General features: G+C 70.6%; 18 protein-coding genes. 14 read left to right on the top strand and 4 right to left on the bottom strand.

Going from position 1 to position 21,823, the window contains the following annotated elements:
• Positions 1-12: 12 nt before the first annotated feature.
• The 4 genes from EOD42_RS06490 to petA all read right to left on the bottom strand — a co-directional run bounded on the left by EOD42_RS06490 (position 13) and on the right by petA (position 3,555).
• On the bottom strand, positions 13-798 hold the full coding sequence (locus tag EOD42_RS06490; protein WP_127786701.1) for a hypothetical protein: 786 nt from the start codon (positions 796-798) through the stop codon (positions 13-15).
• Positions 799-900: 102 nt separating this feature from the next.
• Entirely contained in the window at positions 901-1,665 is a 765-nt protein-coding gene (locus EOD42_RS06485) for a cytochrome c1 (RefSeq protein ID WP_127786700.1), read from the bottom strand.
• Positions 1,666-1,668: 3 nt separating this feature from the next.
• The gene (locus EOD42_RS06480) at positions 1,669-2,946 is read right to left on the bottom strand and encodes a cytochrome b (protein ID WP_127786699.1); all 1,278 of its coding nucleotides are present in this window, start codon (positions 2,944-2,946) and stop codon (positions 1,669-1,671) included.
• Between the two features lie 57 nt (positions 2,947-3,003).
• A complete protein-coding gene (gene petA, locus EOD42_RS06475) occupies positions 3,004-3,555 on the bottom strand; it encodes a ubiquinol-cytochrome c reductase iron-sulfur subunit (RefSeq protein ID WP_127786698.1) in 552 nt (183 codons plus the stop codon).
• A gap of 184 nt (positions 3,556-3,739) precedes the next feature.
• Between petA and hemF the strand changes: the two genes are divergently transcribed.
• From hemF to murC, 14 genes are all read left to right on the top strand, one after another.
• Entirely contained in the window at positions 3,740-4,618 is an 879-nt protein-coding gene (gene hemF, locus EOD42_RS06470) for an oxygen-dependent coproporphyrinogen oxidase (RefSeq protein ID WP_127786697.1), read from the top strand.
• Between the two features lie 95 nt (positions 4,619-4,713).
• Complete coding sequence (locus EOD42_RS06465; RefSeq protein ID WP_127786696.1) at positions 4,714-6,957, top strand: hybrid sensor histidine kinase/response regulator; 2,244 nt, start codon at positions 4,714-4,716, stop codon at positions 6,955-6,957.
• 99 nt (positions 6,958-7,056) lie between these two features.
• Positions 7,057-8,031, top strand: coding sequence for a Bug family tripartite tricarboxylate transporter substrate binding protein (locus tag EOD42_RS06460; protein WP_127786695.1), 975 nt, complete (start codon positions 7,057-7,059; stop codon positions 8,029-8,031).
• A 438-nt stretch (positions 8,032-8,469) separates the two neighbouring features.
• Positions 8,470-8,952, top strand: coding sequence for a division/cell wall cluster transcriptional repressor MraZ (locus EOD42_RS06455; RefSeq protein WP_127786694.1), 483 nt, complete (start codon positions 8,470-8,472; stop codon positions 8,950-8,952).
• A gap of 20 nt (positions 8,953-8,972) precedes the next feature.
• Positions 8,973-9,890, top strand: coding sequence for a 16S rRNA (cytosine(1402)-N(4))-methyltransferase RsmH (rsmH, locus tag EOD42_RS06450; protein WP_127787185.1), 918 nt, complete (start codon positions 8,973-8,975; stop codon positions 9,888-9,890).
• Positions 9,887-10,879 (top strand): cell division protein FtsL, encoded by a 993-nt coding sequence (ftsL, locus tag EOD42_RS06445; RefSeq protein WP_127786693.1) that lies wholly within the window; start codon positions 9,887-9,889, stop codon positions 10,877-10,879. Before rsmH ends, ftsL begins: the two co-directional genes overlap by 4 nt.
• Positions 10,876-12,981 carry a peptidoglycan D,D-transpeptidase FtsI family protein gene (locus tag EOD42_RS06440; RefSeq protein ID WP_127786692.1) on the top strand — a complete coding sequence of 702 codons (2,106 nt, stop codon included), beginning with the start codon at positions 10,876-10,878 and terminating at the stop codon, positions 12,979-12,981. Before ftsL ends, EOD42_RS06440 begins: the two co-directional genes overlap by 4 nt.
• Positions 12,968-14,398: a UDP-N-acetylmuramoyl-L-alanyl-D-glutamate--2,6-diaminopimelate ligase gene (locus tag EOD42_RS06435; protein ID WP_240655005.1), complete on the top strand. Its 1,431-nt coding sequence runs from the start codon at positions 12,968-12,970 to the stop codon at positions 14,396-14,398. Before EOD42_RS06440 ends, EOD42_RS06435 begins: the two co-directional genes overlap by 14 nt.
• Entirely contained in the window at positions 14,395-15,738 is a 1,344-nt protein-coding gene (locus EOD42_RS06430) for a UDP-N-acetylmuramoyl-tripeptide--D-alanyl-D-alanine ligase (RefSeq protein ID WP_127786690.1), read from the top strand. The genes EOD42_RS06435 and EOD42_RS06430 overlap by 4 nt, the downstream gene beginning before the upstream one ends.
• Complete coding sequence (gene mraY, locus EOD42_RS06425; RefSeq protein WP_127786689.1) at positions 15,735-16,823, top strand: phospho-N-acetylmuramoyl-pentapeptide-transferase; 1,089 nt, start codon at positions 15,735-15,737, stop codon at positions 16,821-16,823. The genes EOD42_RS06430 and mraY overlap by 4 nt, the downstream gene beginning before the upstream one ends.
• A 10-nt stretch (positions 16,824-16,833) precedes the next feature.
• Positions 16,834-18,177: a UDP-N-acetylmuramoyl-L-alanine--D-glutamate ligase gene (murD, locus tag EOD42_RS06420; RefSeq protein ID WP_127786688.1), complete on the top strand. Its 1,344-nt coding sequence runs from the start codon at positions 16,834-16,836 to the stop codon at positions 18,175-18,177.
• Complete coding sequence (locus EOD42_RS06415) at positions 18,177-19,301, top strand: FtsW/RodA/SpoVE family cell cycle protein (RefSeq protein WP_127786687.1); 1,125 nt, start codon at positions 18,177-18,179, stop codon at positions 19,299-19,301. Before murD ends, EOD42_RS06415 begins: the two co-directional genes overlap by 1 nt.
• Positions 19,301-20,398: an undecaprenyldiphospho-muramoylpentapeptide beta-N-acetylglucosaminyltransferase gene (gene murG, locus EOD42_RS06410; RefSeq protein WP_127786686.1), complete on the top strand. Its 1,098-nt coding sequence runs from the start codon at positions 19,301-19,303 to the stop codon at positions 20,396-20,398. Before EOD42_RS06415 ends, murG begins: the two co-directional genes overlap by 1 nt.
• A complete protein-coding gene (murC, locus tag EOD42_RS06405; RefSeq protein WP_127786685.1) occupies positions 20,398-21,822 on the top strand; it encodes a UDP-N-acetylmuramate--L-alanine ligase in 1,425 nt (474 codons plus the stop codon). The genes murG and murC overlap by 1 nt, the downstream gene beginning before the upstream one ends.
• The last annotated feature ends 1 nt before the right edge of the window (position 21,823 follow it).

The raw sequence follows: 21,823 nt of genomic DNA, 5'->3' as shown, positions 1-21,823 counted from the left end.
GCACTCCACAGGTCAGGGTGTGGCAGCCCGATACAGCATGGCGCCGATGGGCACCATCCGCGCGATGGCATGGCTGGTGAAGGCGCTGACCCCGGCCCTGAGCGGTGCCAGCGCCGCGGGCGGCGGCAGATCCGGGCCCATGCCGCGCAGCAGCGCCTGCGCCTGGCGGCGCGCGAGGCCGCGTGTCGTTTCGATGATATTTTCGAGCCGCCCGTCGGCGGCGAGCGGCGCCAGGCGATTCTCGGCCGCCGAAAGGTAATCCGGCCAATGCGCCAGGTGGCGGTACAGGCTGGCCAGGATGGCCCCGCCGTCGCTGGCCCCCATCAGGTTGAGGCGCAGGACGCGCGCCGCCGTCGCGGCATCCATAGCATCCAGGTTGAGCAGCGGCGGCAGGGCGGGGCCCGGCGCCGGGGCGGGCCGTGGGGGAAGCCCGGCCGGGATCACCGCCGCGCCGTCCAGCCGCAGCAGCAGCGCGTTCAGCCCCAGCAGGTTCAGGCCGTTGCCGGTGTCGTAGGCGGTGAGGATGTCACGAATGGCGGGTGGTGTGGGAATCGGCGCCAGATGCGGCAGTTCCAGCGCGGCGCGCAATGCGCGCGACTGCTCCTCCACCGCGCCCGAGGCATAGAGCGGGCGCAGCATGCCCCAGGCGGCGGGAAGCGCGCCCGGGATGGTCGCGATGTGGCGCCAGATCAGGTTCACCACCTTCACGCCCATCACGCCGCGCAGATCGGCGAAGATGTCGGCGGTCTCGCCCCGGGCTTCGGCCTCGGTGACGGCGGGCACGGGGTCACCGGCCATGTTCGTTTCCCCCATAGAAAAAGGCCCGGGGTTTCCCCCGGGCCTTCAGCTTATCGTGCCGGTTTCCGGTCTCAAGGCCGCGCATGCGGCCCATCGCCGGGATCAGTGCAGGTCGGCCCAGATCTTGCGCTTCACGCCATAGGCGATGAAGCCCGCGACGGCGAGGAAGATCAGGATCTTGATGCCCATGCGCTTGCGGGTTTCCGTCTCCGGCTCCGACGCCCAGGCCAGGAAGGTCGCGACGTCGCGGGCCATCTGGTCGACGCTGGTGGCGGTGCCGTCGGCGTATTCCACCGCACCGTCGTTCAGCGGCGCGGCCATGGCGATCTGACCACCCGGGAAGTACGGGTTGTAGTTCATGCCCTGGCCGAGCGTCACGCCCGCCGGCGGCTCATGATAGCCGGTCAGCAGGGAGTAGATGTAGTTGGCGCCGCCGTGACGGGCCTTCGTGATCACCGACAGGTCCGGCGGCAGGGCGCCGTTGTTGGCGGCGCGCGCGGCGTTGTCGTTGGCGAAGGGGCGATGGAAGCGGTCGGACAGGCGGCCCGGGCGCTGGAACATCTGGCCTTCGTCATTCGGGCCGTCGGTCACTTCCACGGAACCCGCGACCGCGCGCACCTGCTCCTCGGTCAGGCCGATGTCGAGCAGGTTGCGGTAGCTGAGCAGCCGCAGGGAGTGGCAGTTGGCGCAGACGCCCGCATAGACGGCGTAGCCACGCTGCAGGGCCGCACGGTCGAAGGCGCCGAAGGCACTGTCGAAGGAGAAGTGGCCGCTGCGCGGGTGCTCGGCGTCACCGGCCGCCTGCGGGGCGACGGCGGGCACCAGCAGGGCCGCGGTGACGGCGAGGGCCTTGAGGAAACGCTTCATGGCTCAGGCCTTCTCCATCGGCTTCGCGGCGGCGCCGCCCGGAACCGGGCCGGCACCCTTGGGGCCCAGCACCGCGGCGGCGATGCTCTCGGGCAGCTTCATCGGCTTCTCCTTGCGACCCAGGATCGGCAGGATCACCAGGAAGTAGGCGAAGTAGTAGGCGGTCGCGATGCGGCTGACGGTGACGAAGGGCTCCTCCGCCGGCTTACCGCCGCAGTACATCAGCACGAAGAAGGCCACGACCCAGAGCAGGAAGGCGATGCGCGCCACCGGGCGGAACTTCATGGACCGCACCTTGGAGGTATCGAGCCAGGGCAGGACCAGCCACACCAGGATGGACGCGAACATCAGCAGCACGCCGCCCAGCTTGTCCGGCACCGCACGCAGGATCGCGTAGAAGGGCAGGAAGTACCACTCGGGCACGATGTGCGCCGGGGTGGAGAGCGGGTTCGCCGGGATGTAGTTGTCCGGGTGGCCGAGGTAGTTCGGCGCGAAGAACACCAGCACCGCGAAGACCATCAGGTAGACGATGATGCCGACCGTGTCCTTCGAGGTGTAGTAGGGGTGGAACGGGATCGTGTCCTGCGGGCCCTTGGGCTCGATGCCCAGCGGGTTGTTGGAACCCGTGATGTGCAGCGCCGCGACGTGCAGGAACACCACGCCGAAGATCACGAAGGGCAGCAGGTAGTGCAGGCTGAAGAAGCGGTTCAGCGTGGGGTTGTCCACGGAGAAGCCGCCCCAGAGCAGCGTCACGATATGCTGGCCCACCACCGGGAAGGCTGAGAACAGGTTGGTGATGACGGTGGCGCCCCAGAAGGACATCTGGCCCCAGGGCAGCACGTAGCCCATGAAGGCGGTGGCCATCATCAGCAGGAAGATCACGACGCCCAGGATCCACAGCAGCTCACGCGGGGCCTTGTAGGAACCGTAGTAGAGGCCGCGGAAGATATGGATGTAGACGACGATGAAGAACATCGACGCGCCGTTCATGTGAACGTAGCGGATCAGCCAGCCGTAGTTCACGTCGCGCATGATGCGCTCGACACTGTCGAAGGCCAGGGACGTGTGGGCGGCGTAGTTCATCGCCAGGAAGATGCCGGTGGCGATCATGATCAGCAGGTTGATCATCGCCAGGGCGCCGAAATTCCAGAAGTAGTTGAAATTCCGAGGCGTGGGGAAGCTCCCGTATTCCTTCTCCATCATGGTGAAGATGGGCATGCGCTCATCCACCCAGCGGATCACGGGGTTCTTCATTTCGCTTTTATGCAGGCCGATCGACATCGTGCGGTCCCTGTGGCTAGCGGATCGGGAGGGGCGGGAAGGTCATGACGGCCTGCATCACCCGACGCGGATCTTCGTATCGGTGAGGAAGGTGTAGGTCGGGACCGCGAGGTTCGCGGGGGCCGGCCCCTTACGGATGCGGCCCGCGGTGTCGTAGTGGCTGCCGTGGCAGGGGCAGAACCAGCCGTGATAGTCGCCGCGCATGTCGGTGGGCTTCTGGCCCAGCGGCACGCAGCCCAGATGGGTGCACACGCCCACCACGATCAGCCAGTTGTCGCGCTGCACGCGGGACTGGTCGGTGGCGGGGTCCTTCAGCTCATTCAGGGGCACGTCGCGCGCCTGCTTGATCTCGTCCGCCGTGCGGTTGCGCACGAAGACGGGCTTGCCGCGCCACATCACCGTCACGGCCATGCCGGTCTGCACGGCGCCGATGTCCACCTCGGTGCTCGCCAGCGCGAGGGTGTCCTGCGCCGGATTCATCGAGGAAATGAAGGGCCAGGCGATCGCGCCCACGCCAACCGCGCCGAAGGCCCCGGCAGTCAGTTTGAGGAAGTCACGCTTGCCGCCTTCCGGCTGGCTGCCTGCCGCATGGGTTGCCGTTTCGGCCATCGCCACATCCCGCTCCGCTAACAGGTGCCCTTGAAAGGCACCTTTGACTACATGCGACAGGAATCGGGCGCAGACGGACGCAACATGCGCGACGCAGCCTAACCCTCACCCCATACACTGCATTGCGTATAAAGCCTGTCAGACCAGGGTGACAACCGCCCGCGCCGGACCCACAAGGCACAATATGACCGGAACACCGCATCATCCGCTGGCAGGCCCCGCCCGGGACTGGTTCGAGACCCTCCGAGACCGCCTCTGCGCGGCCTTCGAGTCGCTAGAGGACGAATTGTCCCAAGGTCCGCACGCCGCCCTGCCCCCCGGCCGCTTCACCCGCACCCCCTGGACCCGGCCCGAGGGTGGCGGCGGCGTGATGTCCGTGATGCGCGGGCGCGTGTTCGAGAAGGTGGGCGTCAACGTCTCGACCGTCTTCGGCGAATTCACCCCCGATTTCCGCAAGCAGATCCCGGGCGCCGAGCAGGATCCGCGCTTCATGGCCACCGGTGTCTCCCTGGTGGCGCACATGCACAGCCCGCGCGTGCCGGCGGCCCATTTCAACACCCGCTTCATCGTCACCAGCCGCGCCTGGTTCGGCGGCGGCGGGGACATCACGCCGATGGATCATTCCGCCCCCAACAGCCTGGAGGACGCGGCCACCTTCCACGCCGCGTTCCAGGCGGCCTGCGACCGGCACGACCCGGCCTATTACCCGCGCTTCAAGGCCTGGTGCGACGAGTATTTCTACCTGCCCCACCGCAAGGAGGCACGCGGCCTGGGCGGCATCTTCTATGACTGGCTGGGCGACCGCACGCCGGGGCACGGCGCGGAGGCCGATTTCGCCTTCACCAAGGATGTGGGCCTCGCCTTCCTCGATTCCTTTCCCGCCATCATCCGCCGCCGCATGCATGAGGCCTGGACGCCGGCCGAGCGCGAGCACCAGCTGATGCGGCGCGGGCGTTATGTCGAGTTCAACCTGCTGCATGACCGCGGCACGCTGTTCGGCCTGCGCACCGGCGGGAATGTCGAAGCGATCCTGATGAGCATGCCGCCCGCCGTCACATGGTGACAAGGCATGTACCCGGCCGACAATCGGGTTGAATGGCCGACCGGAGACCTCTAGTTTCGGGCTCACAAGTAAGTGTGGTCCGACACCCCCCGACCGTGGACAACCTGCGCGAGATCCGATCCGCGCTGCCGCATCTCCAGGAAGAAGCACGCCTCCGGCAGGAGGCGTCCGCCGGCCTGGGCAACGGCGCGCGCCCCCCCGCCCCTCCCCGGCGGCGCATGCCCGCGCTGTGGCCGGTGCTGGTGCTGCTGCCACTCGCCATCTATGCGGTGGTGCTGCTGCTGTTCATCCGGTCCCTCCAGTCGGAGGATCTGAGCAGCGAGGTGCTGGACATGGCCGAGGCCGCCGCCTCGAACGTGCGCGCGGAACTCTCGGGCGGGCTCGACCTGCTGGACCTGCTCGCCGCCTCCACCGCCATCGACCAGCTGGACCTGCCGGCCTTCCGGCAGGAGGCGGGCCGGCTGTCCCGCACGCGCCCGGGCTGGCAGACCATCACCCTGTCCGACCGCGAGCGCGACGTGCTGGACCTGCGGGCCGGCATCCTGGTCGCGGCCCCGCCCATTCCGGACGTCGCGACCTTCGAGCGCGTGATCGCCACCGGCCAGCGCGCCATCGCGCCGCTGCGCGGTGAAAGCATCACCCTGCGCGTCCCGGTGGTACGCGACGGGCGGGTGCGCGGCACGCTGGCCGCCACCCTGCCGCTGACGAGCCTGGCGCCGCTGGCCCTGCACAACCGCCTGCCGGCCGGCTGGCTGATGACCGTGACGGACGACCAGTTCAGCATCGTCGCGCGATCCCCCGCCGCCCCGCATCGCCTGGGCACCGCCGCCGGGCCGGAATATGAGCGGCTGGCCCGCCAGCGCGTGCCGCGCCTCGAAAGGCTGCCCATGCCGGGCGGGGGCGATGCCTGGGTCGGCATGGTGTCCATCCCCGAACTGCAATGGTCGGTGGCGGTGTGGGTGCCGGCGAGCGTCGCGCAGGCACCCCTGTGGCCGCTGCGGCTGGTGCTGGCGCTGGGCGGCGTCTGGGCACTGGCCACCGCGCTGCTGCTGGCGGCCTGGATGCTGCGCCGCGACCGCCGCCTGGCCGAGGCCGAGGCAGGCCGCCTGGCGGCCGAGGCCGCCCGCGCGGCCGAGAACGATCGTCGCAAATCCGACTTCCTGACGACCATGAGTCACGAGCTGCGCACGCCGCTGACGGGGATCCTGGGCTTTACCGACCTGCTGGCCTCCTCCCCGCTCAGCCCGCAGCAGCGGCAGTGGGTGGAGCAGCAGCGCCGCGCCGGCAACGCCCTGCTGACGCTGGTGGGAGAGGTGCTGGACCTGTCGCGCATCGAGGAAGGCGCGGTCGAGCTGGAGCACATCCCCTTCGACCTGCCCGCCACCCTGCATGACTGCCTGAACCTGATGCGGCCGGTGGCACAGAAGAAGGGGCTCGGCCTGCATGCCGTGCTGCAGCCCGCCCTGCCGCAGACCGTGCTGGGTGACCCGCTGCGCCTGCGCCAGATCATCAACAACCTGCTGTCCAACGCCATCCGCTTCACCCAGGTGGGCGAGGTTCGGCTGGAAGCGGCGGCCGAGCCGATGCGCGACGGGCGGGCGGCGGTGGTCGTGACCGTGGCCGACACCGGCGTGGGCATCGCGCCCGAGAAGCTGAGCCAGGTGTTCGAGCGGTTCCGCCAGGCCGATGCCTCCACGCAGCGCGAACATGGCGGCTCGGGACTGGGCCTCGCGATCTGCCAGCGGCTGGTGCTGGCGATGGGCGGCACCATCCGCGCGGACAGCGCGCCCGGCCAGGGCAGCCGCTTCACCTTCCGCATCCCCCTCTCCACCCCGCCGCGTGCCAGGGCGCCGCAGCCCCCGGCCCCGGCGCGGGTGCTGGCCGCAGCCAAGCCCGTGACCGAGAGCCGCAGCCTGCGCGTGCTGGTCGCCGAGGATGTCCTGCCCAACCAGGCATTGCTGCGGGCGGTGCTGGAGGGCGGCGGGCATGCGGTCGACATCGCCTCCAATGGCCAGGAGGCGGCGGAACTGGCCGCCCTGCATGATTATGATGTGGGGCTGCTCGATATCCGCATGCCGGTGATGGACGGCTTCGCCGCCGCGCGCGCCATCCGCGGCCTGCCCGCCCCGCAGGGTGAACTGCCGCTGATCGCGCTGACCGCCGACATCACCCAGGCGGTGCAGAACGAGGCATTGGCGGCCGGCTTCGGCAGCGTGCTGCCCAAGCCGTTCGAGGCGCTGGACCTTCTGGACTCCGTGTTGGAAGCCGCACGCCCACCGCCGCCCGAGAGCTACGTCCTGCTGCCGGCCGGCAAGCAACCGCGCCCCAAAAGCAACTGAGCGGACTGACATGTCATCCCGCCGTCATGAGGTTTGACGCGGGGCATCGGCGCTGGCCTATTGCGACCGCCCCATTTCATCGCCGCAAGGATCCCGTTCATGACGCTTTCCCGCCGCTCACTGCCTCTGCTCGGGGCGCTGGCCTGCCCTTCCATCGCCCTGGCGCAAGGCTGGGCTCCGAACGGGCCGATCCGCGTCGTGCTGCCGCAGGCCGCCGGCTCCTCCGGCGACATCCAGCTGCGGCAGATGGCCGAGACGATGCAGCGTGAACTGGGCGCGCCGATCGTGGTGGAGAACCGCCCCGGCGCCAACGGCTCGGTCGCCGCGGGCTTTGTGAAGCAGCAGCGCCCCGACGGGCAGGTGCTGATGCTGGCGGGCGTGTCCATGGTGGCCTTCAACCAGCACCTGTACCGCAGCCTGCCCTATGACCCGCTGAAGGACTTCGCCTATATCGCGCCCACCACCAACACGAACTTCGTGGTGGTGGCCAGCAGAAAGAGCGGCATCACCAGCCTGCGCCAGCTGGTGGAGCGCGCGAAGGCCGAGCCCGGCAAACTGACCTTCGGTTCCGCCGGCATCGCCAACACCACCCATCTGGGCATGGAGATGCTGGCCTCCCGCGCCGGGATCGAGCTGACGCATGTTCCCTATGCCGGCTCCCCCCAGGCGGCGACGGCGATCATCTCGGGCGAGGTGGATCTGGGCTTCTCGGTGCTGGGCATCGCGCTGCCGGGCATCCGCGACGGCCAGGTGACGGCGATCGCGGTGGCGCGGGAGGGCGGGCGCGCGCCCGTGCTGCCCGACGTGCCCACCATGGCAGAGGCCGGGGTGGACGCGCCGGTCATTCCCGGCTGGTTCGCGCTGATGGGCCCGGCCGGGCTGCCCGATGCCGCAGTCACACGTATCAACGCCGCTGTGCAGACCGCCCTGCGGGAGCCCGCCTTCCAGCAGCGGCTGATCGCCGCGGACCTTGAGGCGCTGTTCGACCAGCCGGCGGCGTTTCGCAGGCGGCTCGAAAACGAAAGCCGCGTCTGGGGAGATTTTATCAAGGCGCGCGGGCTGACGCTGGACTGATCCGCCGGCCGCCGCAGGCGGAAAACGCGACTCCGCACAAGTGAAAATCGAGGCGTCGGACCCTGTGTCCGGCGCCTTTTTTCTTGCCTGTCGTTTCAAGGTCACACTCATGCAACGGCTTGCGGCAGGAGTTTTGACCAACCTCTCAGCCTGGATTGATAAGTTATTGATATTCCCTTGAGTCTCGGCCAAAGAGATTCCGGCAATGAGTCGCTTTTTCCCTTGTCCGCCCAAATTTTCCCACGTAGAACCATGGCAGCCCAGATACGGATGCAGCGCGCTCGGGGGGGCGAGCGATCCAGTAATCGGGCTGGTAGGGCGAGCCGGTCAGGTCGGGGGGCCTGACCGGTCGCTTTCCCTCTCCAGGAAGGCACCGCCCCACACCGCAGTTTCCTTTTTCTCCCCCGATCGGTCGTTTCCAGGGGGTTGGCACAGGTCATGGCGGCGGAGGGCAATCCAATCGGGGGGCAGTTCCGCGGCACTTACCGGAACCGCCTGGACGCCAAGAAGCGGGTCTCCGTCCCCGCCTCCTTCCGCACCGTTCTGGCCGGCCAGGGGCTGGTGCTCCGCCGTTCCAGCAAGCACAACTGCATCGAGGCTTGGCCCGCGAACCTGTTCGCGCACGACGTGCCCGCCATCACCCCCAACGACTTCAACGACGACGAAGCGGACGACAGCTACTACGTGAACTACGCCGATACCGTTGACGCCGTGCCGGATGGCGAGGGGCGCCTGGTGATGGATGAGGGGCTGCTGCGCTTCGCCGGCATCAAGGACAGCATCGCCTTCCTCGGCAAGAACCAGATCTTCGAGCTGTGGGAACCGCAGGCCGCCGACGACATGATCGAGGCCGCGCGCATCCGCATGCAGGAACGCGCCGCCGCGCGCCGGGCGGCCATTGCCAACGGGGGTGCGGCGTGACCGGCGGCCATATCCCCGTGATGCTGGCCGAGGTGCTGCACCACCTGGCCCCCACCACCGGCGAAACCCATCTGGACGGAACCTTCGGCGGCGGTGGCTATGCCCGCGCCATCCTGGACACCGGCGCCACCCTCTGGGCGCTGGACCGGGACCCGCAGGCCATCCAGCGCGGCGCCGCACTTCTGGCGCAATTTCCTGGGCGACTCACCCTGTTGCATGCATGCTTCGGCGACATGTGGGAGGCGATGCGCGACCATGGTGTGAGCGCGCTCGACGGTGTGGTGCTGGATCTGGGGGTGTCTTCCTTTCAGCTGGACGATGCGGAGCGCGGCTTCTCCTTCCGCGCCGACGGTCCGCTCGACATGCGCATGGGCCGCGAAGGCCCCTCGGCGGCCGATCTGGTGAACACCCTGCCCGAGGCCGAGCTGGCCGACCTGATCTGGGAATATGGCGAGGAGCGCTTCTCCCGCAGGATCGCGCGCAACATCGTGGCCGGCCGCCCCTTCCACACCACCGCCGCCCTGGCCGAGGTGATCCGGAAATCCGTGCCGCGCGACCCCTCGGGCATTGACGGCGCCACCCGCAGCTTCCAGGCGCTGCGCATCAAGGTGAATGACGAGCTGGGCGAGATCGAGCGCGGCCTCGACGCCGCGCTGAAGCTGCTGGCCCCTGGCGGGCGGCTGGTCGTCGTCTCCTTCCACTCGCTGGAGGACCGGATCGTGAAGCGCGTGATGCAGCAGGCGGCGGGCCGCACGCCCGGCCTGTCGCGCCATGCCCCCTCCGCGCTGATGGGCCGGGCCGCGCCCAGCCCCTTCAAGCTTCTGACCACGCGCGCCGAAAAGCCGGGCGAGACGGAGACGCGGGCCAACCCGCGTGCCCGTTCCGCGCGGCTGCGCGCCATCACCCGCCTGCATCCCGGGGAGGATAAGGCCGCATGATCATTCGTCTCCCCACCCTGATCGGTGCCCTGGGGCTGGCCGTCACGGCCTCCTATACCTATCAGGTCAAACAGTCCGTGAAGGCGCTGGAAAGCGAGCTGCGCGACATCCGCCGCCAGACGGAGGAAGCGCAGGAGCGTACCCAGAACCTGCAGGCGGAATGGGCCCGGCTGAACGACCAGGAGCGCCTGCGCAACCTGTCCGAGCGCCAGCTGCCCAACCTGGTGCCCATGCAGCCCGCGCAGTTCGCGCGCATGGAGGATGCGGTGCGCCGCCTGCCGGTCGCCGTGGCATTCGCCGGCCCCGTGGGCGCCTTCGCGCCCCGGCAGGAAAGCGTGGCGTTGGCCGATGCGGCGCCCGCGCCGGAACCCGCCGCGCCGCGCCCCACCCAGCTGGCCGATGCGGGCCGTGCGGCGGCACGCCCCACACCCGCGCCTGCCCCCGCACCCACGGCCGCAGCGCAGCCTGAACCCGCCGCCGCCGCGCCCAGTGCCTCGGCCCCGCGCGCCGCCCGCAGCACTCAGCCGGCCGCGACCCCGCCTGCGGCACCGCAGCCGGCGGCACCGCCCCCGGTTGCCGCAGCACCCGCGGCACCTGCCCCCGTGGTGGTCGCCCGCGCCGAACCCCGCGCGCCGCGCCCCCCCGCGCCGGTGGTGCGGGAACGTCAGGCCCTGCCCTCCGGGGCGGCCCCGGCCGCGCCGCCGCCCGCCGCGGCGGCCGCCCGCAGCCTGCCTTCGGTCGCAGCACCCCGCGCGCCTTCGAGCGTGACCGCGCCGGAACCCGCGCCCGCCCCGGCCGCCGTCGCCGCGGCCGCCCCGGCGCCCGCGCCGCGCCGCACACCCCCGCGCGACGGCGCCGCCCTGCCGCCCGTCGCGGCCAACCCCGCGCCGATCCGCGCCGCCATGCATGTCCAGCGCTATGACGGCTCGACCTCGCTGCTGGGCGGCCAGGGCAGCACGCTGGCCCCGCCGGTGCCGTTCGGCCGATGAGCGACAACTTCCCCCGCGCGCCCGAAGCCGATGCAAGCCCCGCCGGCCGCGCCCAGGGGCGGCCCATCGGCACCGAGCTGACGCGCGCGCCGCGCCAGGGGGTCGTGACCGACCCGGGCCCCGCGATCTCACGCGGGCGCATCGTCTTTGCCGCGCTGGGCTTCACGGCGCTGTTCGGCGCGGTCAGCCTGAAGCTGCTGGACGCGACCGTGCTTGATCCTTCACTGCCGCGCGTGGCCACCACGGCCCAGCGCGTCAGCGTGCCGGAAAGCACGGTGTCCCGCGCCGAGATCACGGACCGCAACGGCGAGGTGCTGGCGGTGACGGTGCGCGGCATCGCGCTCTATGCCCGCCCGCAGGAGATCGACAACCAGCGCCGCGTCGCGCGGGAACTCAGCCGCATCCTGCCGCACCTGACCGAGGCGCATATCCTGGAGCGCTTCGCCAGCAACAACACCTGGGTCTATCTGGACCGCTTCATCACCGATGAGGCGCGCGACCGCATCAACGCCCTGGGCGAGATCGGCCTGGGCTTCGAGGTGGCGGAGCGCCGGCAGTATCCGCGCGGCCGCGACGCCGCCCATGTGCTGGGCAGCGTGGGCGCCGATGGCCTGGCGCGCGGCGGCGTGGAGGAATGGTTCGACGAGCGCCTGCGCACCTCGCGTGAGCCGCTGCGCCTGTCCATCGACATCCGCGTGCAGCGTGAGCTGCGCGAGACGATCGAGCACCAGCGCGCCTATTTCAGCGCGCTGGGCGGTGCCGCCATCATGATGGATGTGCGCACGAACGAGATCATCGGCATGATCTCCAACCCGGATTTCTCGGCCTCCGACCTCACCTCCGCCACGGCGGACCAGCTGTTCAACCGCGCCATCACGGGCGTGTACGAGCCGGGCTCGACCTTCAAGCTGATGACGGTGGCCGCGGCGCTGGAAACCGGCACCGTCACCACCAGCTCGGGCTTCGATGCCTCGCGCCCCATCCTGCTGCCGCGCAACCAGCGCATCTCGGACTTCCGCGGCGAGGGCCGTTGGCTGAGCGTGCCCGAGATCATCATGCACTCCTCCAATATCGGGGCCGCCCATATGGCCGTGGCGCTCGGCAGGCAGCGCCAGCGGGAGTTCCTGGAGCGCGCGGGCATGCTTGCCCGCGTGCAGGTTGAGCTTCCGGGCATCGCGCGCCCGCTTTACCCGCGCGGCCGCGCCTGGACCGACATCTCGGCCATGACCATCGGCTTCGGCCACGGCATCGCCGTCTCCCCGCTCCAGGTGGTCAACGGCGTCACGGCGCTGGTCAATGGCGGCATCATGCGCACCCCCACCCTGGTGGCGGTGCCCGAGGGCGAGGAGCGCGAGGGCACGCGCATCATCAGCGAGCGCACGAGCGAGCAGGTGCGCCGGATGATGCGCCTCGTGGTCACCAACGGCTCCGGCCGTCAGGCGGATGCGCCGGGCTTCTTCGTGGGCGGCAAGACCGGCACGGCCAACAAGCGCGACGCCAACGGCCATTACATGCGCGGGCGTTCCGTCACCTCCTTCGTCGCGGCCTTCCCGATCAACGAGCCGCGCTATGTGCTGTACGTCATGCTGGACGAGCCCCGCGCCCGCGCGGAAACCGCGGGCTATGCCACCGCCGGCTGGATCATGACGCCCGTGGCACGTCGGGTGGTGGAGCGCGTGGCGCCCATGCTGGGCATGACGCCCGAGACGGAACCGCGCGCGGCCGCCATCCAGGCGTCGCTCGCCATGCCGCTGAACGGGCGGGTGCCGGGCCCGCGCCCGGCGGTCTCGCCCGGCGTCTCGCCGCCGGCCGTCACGGCCACCCCCGCCGCGCCCGCCGCCATGCCGCGCCGCGCCGCGCCGCCCGCCGCCGGTTCGCCCGCGGCCAGCTCACCTGCCGCCAGCTCTCCCGCCGCGAGTTCGCTGGGCGGCGCCGCGACCAGCACGCCGCTCGCGCCCCCGGTGCCCCGTCGCCCGCCCGCGGGCTTTGACCAGGCGCCCGCCGCCCCCATCCGCCGGACCGATGCCACCGTGCCGGGTCCACGCGTCACGCTCGCATCCCATCCGATCCCGTCGGGGGACCGCCAGCTTGCGCCTCGATGAGCTGACCGCCGGCATAGCTTCGGGCGCCCTGTCGGGCGTGGAGATCACCGCCATCACGGCGGATAGCCGCAAGGCCGGGCCCGGCACGCTGTTCGCGGCGCTGCCGGGGGCGAAGTTCGACGGGCGGCAGTTCATCGGCGCGGCCATCGCCGCCGGCGCCGCCGCCATCCTGGCGCCGGAAGGCACGGCCCGGCCCGAAGGCGCGCCCCTGCTCACCGCCGCCGACCCCCGCGCCGCGCTCGCCCGCATGGCCGCCCGGCTGGCCGGGCCGCAGCCCGAGATCGCCGTGGCCATCACCGGCACCAACGGCAAGACCAGCACCGCCGATTTCCTGCGCCAGATCTGGGGCGCGGGGCTGTCGGCCAGCATCGGCACGCTGGGCATCCTGGCCCCGGGCTTCGAAACCGGCCCCGGCCTGACCACGCCTGACCCCGTGATGCTGCAGGACACGCTGGCCGCGCTGGCGCGTGCCGGCATCGGGCGGGTCGCGATGGAGGCTTCCTCCCACGGGCTCGATCAGCGCCGGCTGGACGGGGTGGCGGTCTCGGCCGCGGGCTTCACCAACCTGACGCGAGATCACCTGGACTATCACGGCACCATGGCGGCCTATCGCGCCGCCAAGCTGCGCCTGTTCGACACGCTGCTGCCCGAGGGCGGCCCCGGCGCCTACAGCACCGAGATGGACGGTGAGACGCGCGAGGCGCTGCTGGCCATCGCCGCGCGGCGCGGGCTCAAGCTGCTCTCGGTGGGTGCCGAGGCGGGCGACATCGCCCTGCTGGCCGCCGACCCGCTGCCCGACGGCCTGGCGCTGACGCTGGACTGGTTCGGCGCGCGAGAGGTGCTGCACCTGCCCCTGCCCGGCCGTTTCCAGGCCGACAACGCCCTGCTGGCGGCGGCCCTGGCCGTGCAGACCGGCACCCCCGCCCGCGACGCGCTGGCCGCCCTGCCCTATCTGCTGGGGGTGCGCGGCCGGATGGAGCTGGTGGCCAGCGTCAATGGCGGGGCGGCCTATGTCGATTTCGCCCATACGCCCGATGCGCTGGAACGGCTGCTGGTGGCGCTGCGCCCGCATTGCTCGGGCCGGCTGATCTGCGCCTTCGGCGCCGGCGGCGACCGGGACCCGGGCAAGCGCCCCCTGATGGGCGGCATCGTCGCCGCACGGGCCGACATCGCCATCGTGACCGACGACAACCCCCGCAGCGAGGACCCGGCCCTGATCCGCCAGGCCATCATGGCCGAGGTGCCGGACGCCATCGAGATCGGCGATCGTCACGCCGCCATCGCCCATGGGCTGCTGTTGCTGCAACCCGGCGATGTGCTGGTGGTGGCTGGCAAGGGCCACGAAAGCGGGCAGACCGTGCGCGGCGTCACCACCCCCTTCGACGACGCCCAGGTGATCCGGGAGATCCTTTCTTGACCCCCCTCTGGACCAGCGCGGAGCTGCGCGCCGCCACCGGCGGTGCGCTGGAAGCCGATGTGGCCGTCACGCGCGTGGGCTTCGACAGCCGCCAGGTGGCACCGGGCGACCTGTTCGTGGCGCTGAAGGCCGCCCGCGACGGCCATGAATTCGTGCCCGCCGCCTTCGCCGCCGGCGCCGCCTGCGCGCTGGTCGAGCATGGCGACGATCCGCGCTGCCTCAAGGTATCCGACACGCTGGCCGCGCTGACGGCCATCGGCGCCGCCGCCCGCGCCCGCAGCCCGGCGCGCTTCGTCGCCGTCACCGGCAGCGTGGGCAAGACGACCACCAAGGAAATGCTGCGGGTGGCACTCGCGGCCTTCGGTCCCACCCATGCGGCCAGTGCCAGCTTCAACAACCACATCGGCGTGCCCACCACGCTGGCCAACATGCCGCGCGACATCGCCTATGCCGTCAACGAGATCGGCATGAACAACCGGGGCGAGATCGCGCCCCTCGCCAGCCTCGCCCGCCCGCATGTGGCCGTCATCTCGACCATCGGCACCGCGCATCTGGGCCGGTTGGGCAGCGAGGAGGAGATCGCCGCCGAGAAGGGCGACATCGTCCTGGGGCTGGAGCCCGGCGGCACCGCCATCCTGCCCGCCGACACCCGCTTCCTGCCCGATCTGCTGGCCCGCGCCCCCCGCGCCATGACCTTCGGCGAGGCCGAGGGCGCCGACATCCGCCTGCTGGACTATGTGGCGGCACCCGATGCCGGGCGGGCGCGCATCGCCACGCCCTCCGGCGAGATCGCGCTCTCCCTCTCCGCCCCTGGACGCCATCTTGCCGTGAATGCCTGCGCGGTGCTGGGCGCCGTGATCGCGCTGGGGCTGGACCCCGCGGTGGCCGCCCGGGCGCTGGCCGGCTTCGGCGCCGGCGCGGGGCGCGGTCTGCGCCGCCCCATCCCTGTCCCCGGCGGCACCGCGCTGCTGATGGATGAGAGCTACAACGCCTCCTCCGCCTCCGTGCAGGCCTCGCTCTCGGTGCTGGCCAGCCAGCCCGGCCGCCGGATCGCGGTGCTGGGCGACATGCTGGAACTCGGCGATGCAGGCCCCGGCATTCATCAAGGGCTGGCCGATGCGGTGGCGCGCGCGGCCGACCTCGTCTATGTGTGCGGCCCGCTGATGGGGGGCATGCTGGAACGGCTGCCCGCCGACAGGCAGGGCGCAGCCGCGCCCGATTCCGCTTCCCTCGCGCCGCTGCTGCGCGCGGCCCTCCGGCCCGGCGATACCGTGCTGGTCAAGGGCAGCCTCGGCATGCGCATGGCCACCATCATCCAGGCCCTGGATACCGCCCCATGATTCCGTTGCTCCTCGCCCGCTTCGCCGAGGATTTCATCCTCTTCAACCTGTTCCGCTACACGACATTCCGGGCCGGGGCCGCCTGCATGACGGCGCTGTTCATCGCGCTGGTCTTCGGCGGGCGCATCATCGCCTGGCTGCGCAGCTTCCAGCGCGGCGGCCAGCCCATCCGCGAGGACGGCCCCGCCCGCCACCTGATCGAGAAGAAGGGCACCCCCACCATGGGCGGTGTCATGATCCTGTTCGCGATGGGCGTCTCGGTGCTGCTGTGGGGGGACCTGCGCAACCAGTTCCTGTGGGCGGTGCTGATCGTGACCTTCGGCTATGGCGCCATCGGCTTCATGGATGACTGGCTGAAGGTGACCAAGCGCAACACCAAGGGTGTCTCGGGCAAGGCCAAGCTGGTGGCCCAGGCGAGTTTCGGCCTGGTGGCCGCGATCTGGATGCATTTCATCCTGCCGCCGGCCATCGCGGATGGCGTGACTATCCCCTTCTTCAAGGATGTGCTGATCCCGCTGGGCTTCGTGTTCCCGCTATTTGCCATGTTCGTGATGATGGGTTCCTCCAACGCGGTGAACCTGACGGATGGCCTCGACGGGCTGGCCATCGTGCCGGTCATGATCGCGGCGGCGGTCTTCGCGCTGATCGCTTATCTGGTCGGCAACCGCATCTTCGCGGATTACCTGCAGCTGAACGCCGTGCCCGGCGTGGGTGAGCTCGCGGTGTTCTGCTCTGCGCTGATCGGCGCCTCGCTCGGCTTCCTGTGGTACAACGCGCCGCCGGCCGCGGTGTTCATGGGCGATACCGGCAGCCTGGCCCTGGGCGGGGCGCTCGGCGCCATCGCGGTGGCCACCAAGCATGAGATCGTGCTGGCCATCGTGGGCGGGCTGTTCGTGGTGGAAACCCTGTCGGTCGTGATCCAGGTGTTCTGGTTCAAGCGCACCGGCAAGCGCGTGTTCCTGATGGCGCCCCTGCACCACCATTTCGAGAAGAAGGGCTGGGCCGAGCCCACCATCGTGATCCGCTTCTGGATCATCGCGATGGTGCTGGCGCTGGTCGGGCTCTCCACCCTGAAGATCCGCTGAGGAGGCGATCATGGCCTTCACTCCCTTCGCCGGCAGGCGCATCGCGGTGGTCGGGCTCGGCAAGGCCGGGCTGCCAGCGGCGCTGCGGTTGAGGGAATGGGGGGCCGTGGTCACCGCCTGGGACGACAAGCCCGAGGCACGCGCCGAAGCCGAGGCCGCGGGCCTGACGGTGGCGGAGCCGCGCGACTTCGACACGCTGCTGCTCTCTCCGGGCATCCCGCACATCCGCCCCCGCGTGCATCCGGCGGCCGACAGGGCGCGGGCGATCGGCGCGCCCATCGTTGTGGATGTGGAACTGCTGTTCGAGGCCGTGCGCGCCTCCGGCAGCCGCGCGCGCTTCGCGGGCATCACGGGCACCAACGGCAAATCCACCACCACCGCGCTGCTGGGCCATGTGCTGGAACAGGCGGGCGTGCCCGTCGCGGTGGGCGGAAACCTGGGCACGGCCGCGCTTTCCATGCCCATTCTGCCTGACAACGGCGTGTATGTGCTCGAGATGTCCTCCTACATGCTGGAACGAATCGCCCAGGTGCGATTCAACACGGCGGTGATGCTGAATCTCAGCCTGGACCACATCGACCGGCACGGGGACATGGCGGGCTATCGCGCCGCCAAGCTGCGCATCTTCGCCTCCCAGCTGCCGGAGGACCTGGCGATCCTGGGCGACGACGACGAGATGACCGCCGAGGTCGCGGGGCTTGCGGCGCGCACCATCCATGTCTCGGGCGACCACGCCTGCCCTGGCGGCATCTGGGCCGAGGGCAGCCTGCTGCGGGACGACGCCGGCATCATCATGGACCTTGCCGAGGCCCCCACCCTGCCCGGCGCCCATAATGCGCAGAACGTGGCCGCCGCCGCCGCCATGGCGCTGCATCTGGGCGTGCCGCGCGCGGGGCTCGCCCCGGCCATCCGCTCCTATCCCGGCCTGCCGCACCGGCATGAGCAGGTGGGCGTGATCCGCGGCGTGCGCTTCGTGAACGACAGCAAGGCCACCAACGCCGACAGCACCGCGCGCGCGCTTGCCAGCCACGCGAAGGTGGTCTGGATCGCGGGCGGCACCGGCAAGGAAGGCGGGATCGAGCCGCTGACCCCGTGGTTCGACCGCATCGCCCATGCCTATCTGATCGGCCGGGACGGGCCCGAATTCGCGGCCACCCTGGCGCGTGAGGGCGTGCCGCACACCTTGCTCGACACGCTGGAACAGGCCCTGCCCGCCGCCGCCGAGGCCGCCTGGGCCGGCGCCGCCGACATCGTCCTGCTTTCCCCGGCCGCGGCCAGCTGGGACCAGTTCACCGGTTTCGACCAGCGCGGGGACCGCTTCCGCGACCTGGTCCGGCAGATGGGGGCCGCCTGATGGACGTCTCGCGCACCGATACCTCGACCCTCGGCCGCTGGTGGTGGGGTGTGGACCGCTGGACGATGGGCGCGCTGTTCCTGCTCATCATCATGGGTTGCCTGATGGCGCTGGCCACCGGCAGCAGCCGCATGCGCGACCTTTCGGCCGCGGCCGCCACCTTCCGCCAGCTGTTCTTCCCGACGCTGGCCATCGCCATCATCGTCTGCGTCAGCCTGATGCCGGTGAAGGCCGTGGTGCGCTTCGCCTTCCTGGGCCTGGCGGGGGCGCTGTTCCTCACCTCGCTCACCCTCGTGATCGGCACGGAGATCAAGGGCGGCCGGCGCTGGATCCATCTGCTGGGCCAGTCGGTCCAGCCATCTGAGTTCCTGAAGCCGTTCCTGGCCGTCTGCTGCGCCTGGCTGATGGTCTGGGGTCAGAAATACGGCAAGTTCGTCGCCATGCTGGTGGCCGTGGTGCCGGTGCTGATGGCCGCCGTGCTGCTGAAGCAGCAGCCGGACATGGGCATGCTGGCGGTCATCCTGGGCGTGTTCATGGGCCAGTGCTTCATGGCCGGCCTGCCGCTGCTGTGGGTGGGTGTGGGCGCGCTCGGCGCCGCCGCGCTGGGCGTGCTGGCCTATATGTTCCACGGCCATGTGCGCCTGCGCATCGATGCCTATCTGAACCCGCCCGCCCCCAACCCCGGCAGCATCACGCAGGAGGAACGCTCCCTGATGGCCTTCGGCAACGGGGGTCTCTGGGGGCGCGGCCCGGGTGAGGGCACGGTGAAGACCCACCTGCCCGACGCCGACGCCGACTTCGTCTTCGCTGTGCTGGGCGAGGAATACGGCTTCATCTTCTGCCTGGCGCTGATCGGCGTGTTCGGCTTCGTGGTGCTGCGCGGGCTGACCCGGCTGACGAAGGAGCGCGACCCCTTCGTGGCCCTTTCCGCCGCCGGACTGCTGGTGCAGTTCGGCCTGCAGGCCTTCATCAACATGGGCTCCACCCTGCGCCTGATCCCGACCAAGGGCATGACGCTGCCGCTGGTGTCCTATGGCGGTTCTTCGATGATCGGCATCGCCTTCGGCATGGGCATGCTGCTGGCGCTGACCCGCCGCCGCCACTTCCGCTGGAACGAGGGCTGATGGACCGGCCCATCGCGATCGCGGCCGGGGGCACCGGCGGGCATCTGTTCCCGGCCGAGGCGCTGGCGACGGAGCTTCTGGCACGCGGCCACCGCATCGTGCTGTTCACCGATGCGCGCAGCACCGCCTTCCTGTCCACGGCCTTCGCCGAGGCCGAGCGCTTCGTGCTGCGCGGAGAGGGCATGGCCGGGCGCGGCGTGCGCAAGGCGATGCGCGGCGCCACCCAGCTGATGGCCGGCACCTGGCAGGCACGCCGCATCCTGAAGCGCATCGACGCCGCGGCGGTGGTGGGTTTCGGCGGCTATCCCGCCATTCCCCCGGCGCTGGCGGCCTTCAGCCTGGCCGGGCGCCGTCCGCGCGTCATATTGCATGAGCAGAACGGCGTGCTGGGCCGCGCCAATCGGCTGCTGGCCCCGCGCGCCGATGCGCTGGCCCTTTCCTTCGCGCATACCAGCCGGGTGCCGCAGGGTGCCAAGGTGCATGTCGTGGGCAACCCGGTGCGCCAGGCCATCGTGGAACTGGCCAGCCAGCCCTATCCCGCCCCCGATGTCGGGCTGCGCATCCTGGTCCTCGGCGGCTCGCTCGGCGCGCGGGTTTTCTCGGAACTGGTGCCGGCGGCCATCGCGGCCCTGCCGCCCGAGCTGCGCGCCCGGCTGATGATCACCCAGCAGGTGCGGGCCGAGGATCTGGACAAGGTGCGCGCCGCCTACCAGTCCATGGGCATCCCGGCGGAGCTGTCCTCCTTCTTCCCCGATGTGGCGCGGCGGCTGGCCGGCACGCATCTGGTCATCTCGCGCGCCGGCGCGTCCTCCGTCGCGGAGCTGGCCTGCGCCGGGCGGCCGTCGCTGCTGGTGCCCCTGCCGGGCGCGATCGACGACCACCAGGTGGCGAACGCGAAGGTGCTGGCCGATGCCGGGGCCGCGCATATCCTGCCCCAGGCGGGGTTGACGCCCGACCGCCTGGCGGCCGAGATCACCGGATACCTGAACTTCCCCGCGCGCCTTGAAGCCGCGCACCGGGCCGCCGCCTCCCTCGCCCGCCCCGGCGCGGTGAAGGAGCTGGCGGATCTGGTCCTGAACCTGATCGAGAATTCCTGATGCGCGCGCTGCCCCTGTCCATCGGTACCATCCACTTCGTCGGCATCGGCGGCATCGGCATGTCCGGCATCGCGGAGGTGCTGCACAATCTGGGCTACTCCGTGCAGGGCAGCGACATCGCGGAAGGTGCCAATGTCCAGCGCCTGCGTGAGCAGGGCATTCCCGTCATGGTCGGCCATGCGGCGGAAAACCTGGGCCAGGCGCAGGTGGTGGTGGTCTCCACCGCCGTAAAGCGAGACAACCCGGAAGTCATGGCCGCCCGCAAGCGCCTGCTGCCCGTGGTGCGCCGCGCCGAAATGCTGGCCGAGCTGATGCGGCTGAAATGGTCCGTCGCCATCGGCGGCACCCATGGCAAGACCACCACGACCTCCCTGGTCGCGGCCGTGCTGGAGGCCGCGAAGCTCGACCCCACCGTCATCAACGGCGGCATCATCAACGCCTATGGCACCAACACCCGCCAGGGTGAGGGCGAGTGGATGGTGGTCGAGGCCGACGAGAGCGACGGCAGCTTCCTGCGCCTGCCGGCCACGGTGGCCATCGTGACCAACATGGACCCGGAGCACCTGGACCATTGGGGCACCGGCGAGGCGATGGCCGAGGGCTATCGCCAGTTCGTCTCGAACATCCCCTTCTACGGCTTCGCGGTGCTGTGCATCGACCACCCCGGCGTGCAGGCGATGATCCCGAAGCTCGACCGCCGCATCGTGACCTACGGCTTCTCGCCCCAGGCCGATGTGCGCGCCGAAAAGCTGCTGACCGACCGGCTGGGTGCGACCTTCGAGGTGACAGTGCAGGACCGGCTCTCGGGCCGCTCGCGCCGGCTGAAGCCGTTCCGCCTGCCCATGTTGGGTCAGCACAACGTCCAGAACGCCCTCGCCGCCATCGCGGTCGGCATCGAGATGGAAGTGCCGGACGACACCATCCGCTCCGCGCTCGCGGGCTTCAAGGGCGTGAAGCGCCGCTTTACCCGCGTGGGTGAGGTCGGCGGCATCAGCATCATCGACGATTACGGCCACCACCCGGTGGAGATCGCGGCCGTGCTGAAGGCCGCCCGCCAGGCCGGCGCGCGGGACGTGATCTGCGTGATGCAGCCGCACCGCTATTCGCGCCTCGCCGCGCTGTTCAATGATTTCTGCACCTGCATGAACGATGCGGGCACCGTGATCGTGGCGGATGTCTACGCCGCCGGCGAACAGCCGATCGAGGGCATGGACAAGGATGCGCTGGTCGAGGGGCTGCGCGCGCGCGGCCATCGCAGCGTGGTGCCCCTGCCCGGCCCCGAGAACCTGCCCGACATGATCCACGCCATCGCCAAGCCCGGCGACTACGTGGTGTTCCTGGGTGCGGGCAGCATCACCCAATGGGCGCACGCCCTGCCCGAGAAGCTGGCCGCCCTGCAGGGGCCCGCCGCCGGCCGCCGCTGAG

Source organism: Rhodovarius crocodyli, assembly GCF_004005855.1.
GTDB lineage: Bacteria > Pseudomonadota > Alphaproteobacteria > Acetobacterales > Acetobacteraceae > Rhodovarius > Rhodovarius crocodyli.
This window is presented reverse-complemented; position numbering and strand designations above follow the sequence as displayed.